This window comes from Curtobacterium sp. MCPF17_001, assembly GCF_003234615.1.
Taxonomy (GTDB): domain Bacteria; phylum Actinomycetota; class Actinomycetes; order Actinomycetales; family Microbacteriaceae; genus Curtobacterium.
In genome coordinates this window covers 160971-169097 of sequence record NZ_QKSL01000007.1, presented here as the reverse complement: position 1 = coordinate 169097, position 8127 = coordinate 160971, and the positions used below count along the sequence as shown (strand labels likewise).

Annotated in this window: 8 protein-coding genes; 6 read left to right on the top strand and 2 right to left on the bottom strand. The window is 69.9% G+C overall.

Features of this window, described 5'->3' with window-relative positions; translation table 11 throughout:
- Both DEJ24_RS08945 and DEJ24_RS08940 read right to left on the bottom strand, forming a co-directional pair.
- Positions 1 to 946 (bottom strand): amino acid--tRNA ligase-related protein (locus DEJ24_RS08945; protein ID WP_111078316.1); only part of this gene is annotated, 946 nt, incomplete at its 3' end.
- A gap of 317 nt (positions 947 to 1263) precedes the next feature.
- The gene (locus DEJ24_RS08940) at positions 1264 to 1662 is read right to left on the bottom strand and encodes a MerR family transcriptional regulator (protein ID WP_111078315.1); all 399 of its coding nucleotides are present in this window, start codon (positions 1660 to 1662) and stop codon (positions 1264 to 1266) included.
- Between the two features lie 82 nt (positions 1663 to 1744).
- Here DEJ24_RS08940 and DEJ24_RS08935 point away from each other — a divergent pair, with 82 nt between their 5' ends.
- The 6 genes from DEJ24_RS08935 (at position 1745) to ccsB (ending at position 8085) form a co-directional block, all read left to right on the top strand.
- Entirely contained in the window at positions 1745 to 3229 is a 1485-nt protein-coding gene (locus tag DEJ24_RS08935; protein ID WP_375334702.1) for a SulP family inorganic anion transporter, read from the top strand.
- Positions 3230 to 3307: 78 nt separating this feature from the next.
- Positions 3308 to 3964, top strand: a complete 657-nt coding sequence (locus DEJ24_RS08930; RefSeq protein WP_111078313.1) for a histidine phosphatase family protein — start codon at positions 3308 to 3310, stop codon at positions 3962 to 3964.
- Positions 3961 to 4602, top strand: coding sequence for a TlpA disulfide reductase family protein (locus tag DEJ24_RS08925; RefSeq protein WP_111078312.1), 642 nt, complete (start codon positions 3961 to 3963; stop codon positions 4600 to 4602). Before DEJ24_RS08930 ends, DEJ24_RS08925 begins: the two co-directional genes overlap by 4 nt.
- 3 nt (positions 4603 to 4605) lie before the next feature.
- Positions 4606 to 5352, top strand: coding sequence for a cytochrome c biogenesis CcdA family protein (locus tag DEJ24_RS08920; RefSeq protein WP_111078311.1), 747 nt, complete (start codon positions 4606 to 4608; stop codon positions 5350 to 5352).
- On the top strand, positions 5336 to 7075 hold the full coding sequence (locus tag DEJ24_RS08915) for a cytochrome c biogenesis protein ResB (RefSeq protein ID WP_111078310.1): 1740 nt from the start codon (positions 5336 to 5338) through the stop codon (positions 7073 to 7075). Before DEJ24_RS08920 ends, DEJ24_RS08915 begins: the two co-directional genes overlap by 17 nt.
- Positions 7072 to 8085, top strand: coding sequence for a c-type cytochrome biogenesis protein CcsB (gene ccsB, locus DEJ24_RS08910; RefSeq protein ID WP_375334701.1), 1014 nt, complete (start codon positions 7072 to 7074; stop codon positions 8083 to 8085). Before DEJ24_RS08915 ends, ccsB begins: the two co-directional genes overlap by 4 nt.
- Positions 8086 to 8127 lie beyond the last annotated feature (42 nt).

The following is an 8127-nucleotide window of genomic DNA, read 5'->3' as shown; positions in this document are numbered from 1 at the left end:
CGGGGTCCAGGTCGCCGTCGGCGCGGACGACCTCGTAGCCGCTGTCGGCGACGATCGTCCGGGCCTCGGCCAGGGTGACGCGGGGGAACGGCGTCGACGGGACCTGCAGCTCGAAGCCGAAGACCTCCTGGATGGCGTCGCCGTACTTCTCCTTGACGGCGGTGATGCCGGCCACCAGGACCTCTTCGTGCATCGCCATGACGTCCTCGTGGGACTCGATCCACGAGAACTCGGCGTCGACGCTGGTGAACTCGGTCGCGTGCCGGGAGGTGAAGGACGGGTCCGCGCGGAAGGCGTCCGCGATCTCGAACACGGCACCGAAGCCGGCGGGCTGTGCCATCTGCTTGAAGTTCTGCGGCGACTGCGCCAGGTACGCGGTGGTCTCGAAGTACTCGAGCTGGAAGAGCTCGGCACGGGACTCCGACGCCGACGCCATCAGCTTCGGCGTGTGGATCTCGATGTAGTCGCGCTCGACCCAGTACGTGCGGAACGCGTGCTCCAGCGTGGTCTGGATGCGGAAGATCAGGTTCTGCTTGCGGTTGCGCAGGTCGAGGAAGCGCCAGTCGAGGCGCTTGTCGAGCGAGGAGTCGTCGGCGATCGGCGTCTCCGGGATCGCGGCGCTCACCACGGTCAGGGTGCCGACCTTGACCTCGAGCCCGCCGAGCTTGACGCGCTCGTCGTGCTTGAGGGTGCCGGTCACGTAGATGAACGACCCGTGCGCCAGGCCCGAGACGGACTCGGTGGTGGCGAGGGCCGCGGCGGAGGTGTCGTCCCCCTCGACGGCTTCACGGGTGGCGGGGTTGACCAGCTGGACGGCGCCGCTCTCGTCGCGGAGGACGACGAACTGCACCTTCTTCTGATCGCGGACGGTCTCGACCCATCCGGCCACGGAGACGGGGCCGTCGGGGAGGCTTGCGAGGTCGGCGATGCGGGTGCGTTCGATCACGGTCGTCGAGTCTACCGGCCGGGCGCGCCCGTGGGGTGACGGGGAGTGCTGCGGTTCGTCGGTGCCCTCTCCTGCACGGCAGGACGGGTCGCAGCACTCATCCACAAGGACGGACGGGAGGCCCGTCCCGGCTCTGCCAGCCTCCTACCGTCGTCGTCGTGGCCAGGTCGCGGAACGACACGGGGAGGGACCCATGACGGAGGGTCCCGGGTGCTGCGGCCTGGCCACCTCGCACCGGCAGCGGTCGCCGACGGGACGGATCAGCCCGAGGAGCGCTGGCCAGCCCGAGGAGCGCAGGTCAGACCGAGGAGCGCAGGTCAGACCGAGGAGCGCAGTCGTCCGAGGGTGCCGATGAACTCCTCGGCCATCGCGGCCCGCTCCAGCAACCTGGCGTGCCGGGCTCGGGCGTCGGCCAGGAACTCGTCGAGCCGTGCTGCCAGTGCCGGTGCCTCGGTGGGGTCCGCCGTGGCCAGTCCGTCGACGACCCTGAGCAGTCCGGCCATCTCCTCGAGCGTGAACCCGAGGGGCTTCATGCGGCGGATGACGAGCAGGCGCTCGAGGTCCCCGGCGGTGTACACCCGGAACCCGCCGGACGTCCGACCGCTCGGCACCAGGAGCCCGACCTCGTCGTAGTGCCGGATCGACCGGAGCGACATCCCGGTGCGTTCGGCGAGTTCGCCGATGTGCATGGTGGCGGGGGCGTCGGGGGCGGTCATGTCGACATCGTGGCAGAGCCGGTGGAGTGCGTGCCCGGGTCGCGGCAACCCTCACGTGGCGGTAGAGTCGCCGCCGATGTCGATGACCAGCACCGTCCCCGGCGCGACGAGCGTCCTGTCCGCCCTGCGTTCGCCGCGCCTCCTGACCCGCGAGGTCCTGGCCGGGATCGTCACCGCGCTCGCCCTCATCCCCGAGGCGATCTCGTTCTCGGTCGTCGCGGGTGTCGATCCGGCCGTCGGGCTCTTCTCGAGCGTGGTCTTCGCGATCGTCATCTCGATCGTGGGTGGGCGTCCGGCGATGATCTCCGCCGCCGCGGGGTCCGTCGCGCTGGTCATCGCCCCGCTCGTGCGCGACCACGGCGTCGCCTACCTGGTCCCGACGATCGTGCTCGGCGGCGTCTTCCAGCTCGTGCTCGGGTTCCTCGGGGTCGCCCGGCTGATGCGCTTCATCCCGCGGAGCGTGAACGTCGCCTTCGTGAACGCGCTCGCGATCCTGATCTTCACCGCGCAGCTGCCCAACCTGTTCGGTGACGACGTCCCGTTCGTCGTCTGGCCGCTGACCGCGCTCGGCATCGGGCTCATCATCGGTGTCCCGTTCCTCACCAGGGCGGTCCCGGCACCGCTCATCGCCGTGATCGTGATCACCGGCATCACGATCCTGTTCGGTGTCGCGGTCCCGACCGTCGGTGACGAGGGCGCGCTGCCGACCGCGCTGCCCGGGTTCAACGGTGTGACGGTGCCGTTCACGCTCGACACCCTGCGGCTCATCGCGCCGTACGCGTTCGGCGTCGCGATCGTCGGGCTCATCGAGACCCTGCTCACCGCCCAGCTCGTCGACGCCGTCACCGAGACCCGGTCGAGCGCCTGGCGGGAGTCGTGGGGCCAGGGCATCGCGAACATCGCCTCGGCCTTCTTCGGCGGCACCGGCGGGTGCGCGATGATCGGCCAGACCGTCGTCAACGTGAAGACCGCCGGCGCCCGGACGCGGGTGTCGACCTTCACCGCGGGGGCCGCGATCCTGGTGCTCACGATCGTGCTGCACGACGTGGTCGCCGAGATCCCGATGGCCGCGCTGACCGCCGTCATGCTCATGGTCTGCGTCGCGACCTTCGACTGGCACAGCGTCCGCCCCCGCACGCTCCGCCGGATGCCCCTGGGGGAGACCGCCGTGATGGTCATCACCGTGCTGGTGGTCCTGGCGACGAACAACCTGGCGACCGGGGTCCTGGCCGGTGTGGTCGTCGCGGCGCTCGTCTTCGCACGCCGGGTCGCGCACGTGGTCGAGGTCGTCCGCGAGCCGGTCGACGAGCACACGGTCCGCTACCGGGTCCGCGGTGCCCTGTTCTTCGCGTCGTCGAACGACCTGGTCACGCGGTTCTCGTACGCCGAGGACCCGGAACACGTGGTCATCGACATGACCGACGCGCACGTCTTCGACGCCAGCACCGTGGCCGCCCTCGACGGGGTCGAGCAGCGGTTCGCCAAGCACGGTTCGAGCGTCGAGGTCGTCAACCTGGACACCGCGTCGATCGCCCTGCACGGACGGCTCTCCGGCCACCTCGGGTGACGGCCCGCTGAACGGTCGTGCAGCCGTGGATCTGCTGTGCGGCGGGTGGGTGAGCCGGACCGACCTACACTGGAACCCATGCCCGCGAACACGATCCACCTCGTGCGCCACGGCGAGGTCCACAACCCCGACCGTGTGCTCTACGGGCGGCTCCCGGGCTTCGGTCTGAGCGAGCTCGGCACCCGGATGGCCGGGGCGTCCGCCGCCGCCTGGAAGGACGCCGGGGTCGACGTCCGCGCGATCGTCGCCTCGCCGCTGCAGCGCACGCAGGAGTCCGCCGCTCCCTGGGCAGCCGCGTACGGACTGGACGTCCGTCTCGACGAACGCCTGATCGAGCCGACGAACCGGTACGAGGGTCAGCCCCCCGGGTTCACCAAGCGCTCCGTCCGCCGCCCGGCGGAGTGGCCGTGGATCGCGAACCCCTGGCGACCGAGCTGGGGGGAGGCGTACGAGTCGATCGCGAACCGCATGCTCGCCGCCGTCGCCACCGCGTGGGAGAGCGTCGACGGCGGGGACGTCGTCCTCGTCAGCCACCAACTGCCGATCTGGATGGTGCACCGACGCCTGGCGGGGGAGCCGCTCTGGCACGACCCGCGCAAGCGCCGCTGCGACCTGTCCAGCATCACGAGCCTCCAGCGGGTACCCGACACCGCCGCCGGTCGCTTCACCGAGGTCGGGTACGCGGACCCGGCGGCCGACCTCCGCGGGTCAGCCGTCGACGAAGGAGCAGTGTGACCCGCACAACCCGATCGAGCCGTGTCCGCACCACACGTCTCCGGACCACCGGGGCCGCCGCGATCGCCCTCGCCGCCGCACTCGTGCTGGTCGGGTGCACCTCGGCCGACGGTTCACTCGCCCAGCAGTACGGCAAGGGCAGCACCCAGAACTACATCTCCGGCACCGGAGCGGTGACCGAGGTCGCGGTCGACAAGCGGACCGACCCGATCGACTTCACCGCGAAGTCGATGGACGGTGACGAACTCTCGGCGAAGGCCATGCGCGGCGACGTCGTGGTCATCAACTTCTGGTACGCCGGCTGCCCGCCCTGCCGCGCCGAAGCCGGGCACCTCAACACGGTCCAGGACGAGTTCGCCGACGACGACGTCCACTTCATCGGCGTCAACGTCCGCGACGAGGCCGGCACCGCGAAGGCGTTCGAGCGGAAGTTCGGCGTCCACTACCCGACCGTGCTCGACGCCCGCACCGGCACCATGCAGCTCGCGCTCTCCGGCGAGATCGCCCCGAACGCCGTGCCGACCACGATCGTCCTCGACAAGCGGGGCCGGGTCGCGGCCCGCGTGCTCGGAGCCGTCGACGGGCCGAGCATCCTGAAGACCCTGGTGGACGACGAGCTCACCGGCAAGGCGTCCTGACCCGTGTCCAGCGGGAACCCCTTCGCCGACGCGATCTTCAGCGGGCAGCTCCTCGTCGGCCTGCCGGTGGCGGCGCTCGCCGGGCTGGTGTCCTTCCTGTCGCCGTGCGTCCTTCCCCTCGTGCCGGGCTACCTCGGTTACGTCAGCGGCATCGCGGACGGCAGCCGCCACTCCCGCGGACGGGTGCTGCTCGGTGTGCTCCTCTTCGTGCTCGGCTTCACGGTCATCTTCGTCCTCGGGTCCGCGGCCGCCGGCGCCGTCGGCTTCTGGCTGGTGCGCTGGCGTGACCTCATCGTCCAGCTCATGGGCATCGTCGTGATCGCGATGGGGCTGGTGTTCATCGGCCGGTTCACGTTCCTGCAGCGGACCGTCAAGACGAACTTCACCCCCCGCACCGGTCTGCTCGGCGCACCGCTGCTCGGCATCGTCTTCGCACTCGGGTGGACGCCCTGCATCGGTCCGACCCTGGCGGCCATCAACCTCATCAGCTTCCAGTCCGGCAGCGCGTGGCAGGGCGTCGTGCTCGGCATCGCGTACTGCATCGGACTCGGCGTCCCGTTCCTGCTCGTCGCCCTCGGCGCCGGCTGGGCCTCGGGCGCGATCGGTGTCGTCAAGCGGCACATGCGCACCGTCAACATCATCGGAGGAGCGATCCTGATCGTCATCGGTCTGCTCATGGTCACCGGCATCTGGTCGGCCGTCATGTCGAGCGTCGGGGCGGTGATCCAGAGCTATGTCCCCGCGGTCTGACATCGACGAAGACGGCCGGACGGACGCCGGCACCACCGGCGCCGACAGCTCGTCCGACCCGCAGCGCCCGTCCGACCACGTCGACGGCACGCCCGTCGTGGTCGACGAGTCCGACGGCGTCACGCAGCCGAAGCTCGGTCTGGTCGGCTCCCTCCGGTTCGCCTGGCGGCAGCTGACGAGCATGCGGACGGCGCTCTTCCTGCTCATGCTCCTCGCCCTCGCGGCGATCCCGGGTTCCCTCGTGCCGCAGACCCAGGCGGACCCCAACGGCGTCGTGCAGTACAAGAACAGCCACCCGCAACTGTCCCCGGTGCTCGAGAAACTGCAGGTCTTCGACACCTACACCTCGGTGTGGTTCTCGGCGATCTACCTGCTCCTCTTCATCTCGCTCATCGGCTGCATCGTGCCGCGCACCCGGCACCACTGGCAGGCGCTCCGCACCCGGCCGCCGAGGACCCCGGCGCGACTCGGCCGCCTGGCCGGCTACCGGTCCGTGACGATCAGTCCCGAGACCGTCGACGGCGATGCGGGCGCGACCACGGGCCTCCCGACCGTCGACCACGCGGTCACGACGGCCATGACGCAGCTGCGGAAGTCGGGCTACCGCGTCGAGCGGTTCGGTGACTCGGTCAGCGCCGAACGCGGGTACCTGCGCGAGACCGGCAACCTGGTGTTCCACGCGGCGCTCGTCGGCGTGCTGCTCGCGGTCGGCCTGGGCGGCGGGTTCAGCTACACCGGGCAGCGGCTGCTGGTCGAGGGGCAGACGTTCACCAACGTCCTCGGCTCGTACGACTCGTTCAACCCCGGACGCTGGTTCTCGCAGTCGGACCTCAAGGGCTACAACCTGACCCTCGACCGGTTCACGACGAAGTACGAGGAGACGAACCTCGACGCCCTCGGCCAGGCGACCGACTACTCGGCCACCGTCACGGCACGCACGAAGGACGGCACCGCGAAGACGAGCCGCCTCGGCGTGAACGAGCCGCTGGCGATCGGCGGGACGAACGTCTACCTGCTCGGCAACGGGTACGCGATGCAGGTCACCGTCCGCGACGGCAAGGGCAACGTGGCGTTCCAGGACGTCGTGCCGTTCCTGCCCGAGGACGGGAACTACACCTCCACCGGTGTCATCAAGGTGCCGGACGCGTCGCCCGACCAGCTCGGCATGATCGGGTTCTTCTACCCGACCGCCGTGCAGCAGACCAGCGGCACCAACGCCGGCGCCTTCACCTCGAACTACCCGGACGTCAAGAACCCGATGCTGTCGTTGCAGGTGTACACCGGCGACCTCGGCCTCGACGACGGCGTGCCGCAGAGCGTCTACCAGCTCTCGACCAAGGGCCTGCAGCAGATCGCGGGCCGGCAGTCCGACACGGCGAGCATCGCGATGAAGCCCGGTCAGACGAAGCAGCTGCCGGACGGCGCCGGTTCGATCACGTTCGACGGGGTCAAGCGGTACGTGTCCCTCGACGTGCACCACGACCCGTCACAGCTCTGGGTCGCCTTCTTCGCGATCCTGTCGGTCCTCGGCCTGCTCACCTCGCTGTTCGTCCCGCGCCGTCGCGTGTGGGTCAAGGCGGTGCGCCGGACCGGGGCCGAGGACGGCGGGTTCGACCTCGAGTACGCCGGGCTCGCCCGCGGCGAGGACCCCAACCTCGAACGCGCGGTCGCGGACATCGCCCAGAAGCACATGTCGGACCTCGGCGTTAGGATCAGCAAGTGAACACGACGACCCTTGCGACCTACTCGGTCGTGCTGACGTACTCCGCGATGGCGGTCTACGTCATCGCGTTCATCTCCTTCGCGCTCGACATGGCGAAGCGTGCCGGCGACGTCGGGCTCGAGACCACCCGCGGTGGTTCGTCCTCGGACCGTGACGACGCGACCGCCACCACGGTCGCGACCGTCCAGGGCGGCACCGTCGTCCTCGAACGTGTCCAGCAGAAGCGTGACGGTGACGACGTCGGCGGCGGTGGCCAGCGTGGCTCGAAGTTCGAGCGCGTCGGCATGGCGATGACGATCCTGGCCCTCGTCGTCCACATCGGCGCGATCGTGCTCCGCGGCATCGCGGCCGACCGTGTGCCGTGGGGCAACATGTTCGAGTTCTCGCTGACGGGCACGGGCCTGATCATCGCCGTGTTCCTGCTCGTGCAGTTCTGGCAGGACCTCAAGTTCCTCGGGGTGTTCATCACCGGCCTGGTGATCATCCTGCTCGGCATCGCGACCGTGAACTACTACGTGCCGGTGCGCCCGCTGGTGCCCGCGCTCGAGTCCTACTGGCTCGTCATCCACGTCTTCGTCGCCATCGCCGGCACCGGGTTCTTCGCCCTCGGCGCCGGCCTGGCGGTGTCCCAGCTGGTCCAGACGTATCGCCAGGGCCGTCCGGTCTCGCGCGGTCTCCGTTTCATGGAGACGCTGCCCGACGCCGACCGGCTCGAGGTGCTCAGCTACCGCGTGATCCTCGTCGGCTTCGTGCTCTGGACCTTCACGCTCATCGCCGGTGCCATCTGGGCCGAGCGGGCCTGGGGTCGCTACTGGGGGTGGGACACGAAGGAGGTCTGGACGTTCATCATCTGGGTCCTCTACGCCGGCTACATCCACGCGCGGGCGACCCGCGGCTGGCGTGGCGCCCGGTCGTCGTGGCTCGCGCTCATCGGCTTCGCCGCTGTGATGTTCAACTTCTCGGTCGTCAACGTCTTCTTCAAGGGGCTGCACAGCTACTCCGGTCTGTGACCGGACGGCCCGGCTCCCCAGACGGGTCGCAGGCGGACGGGA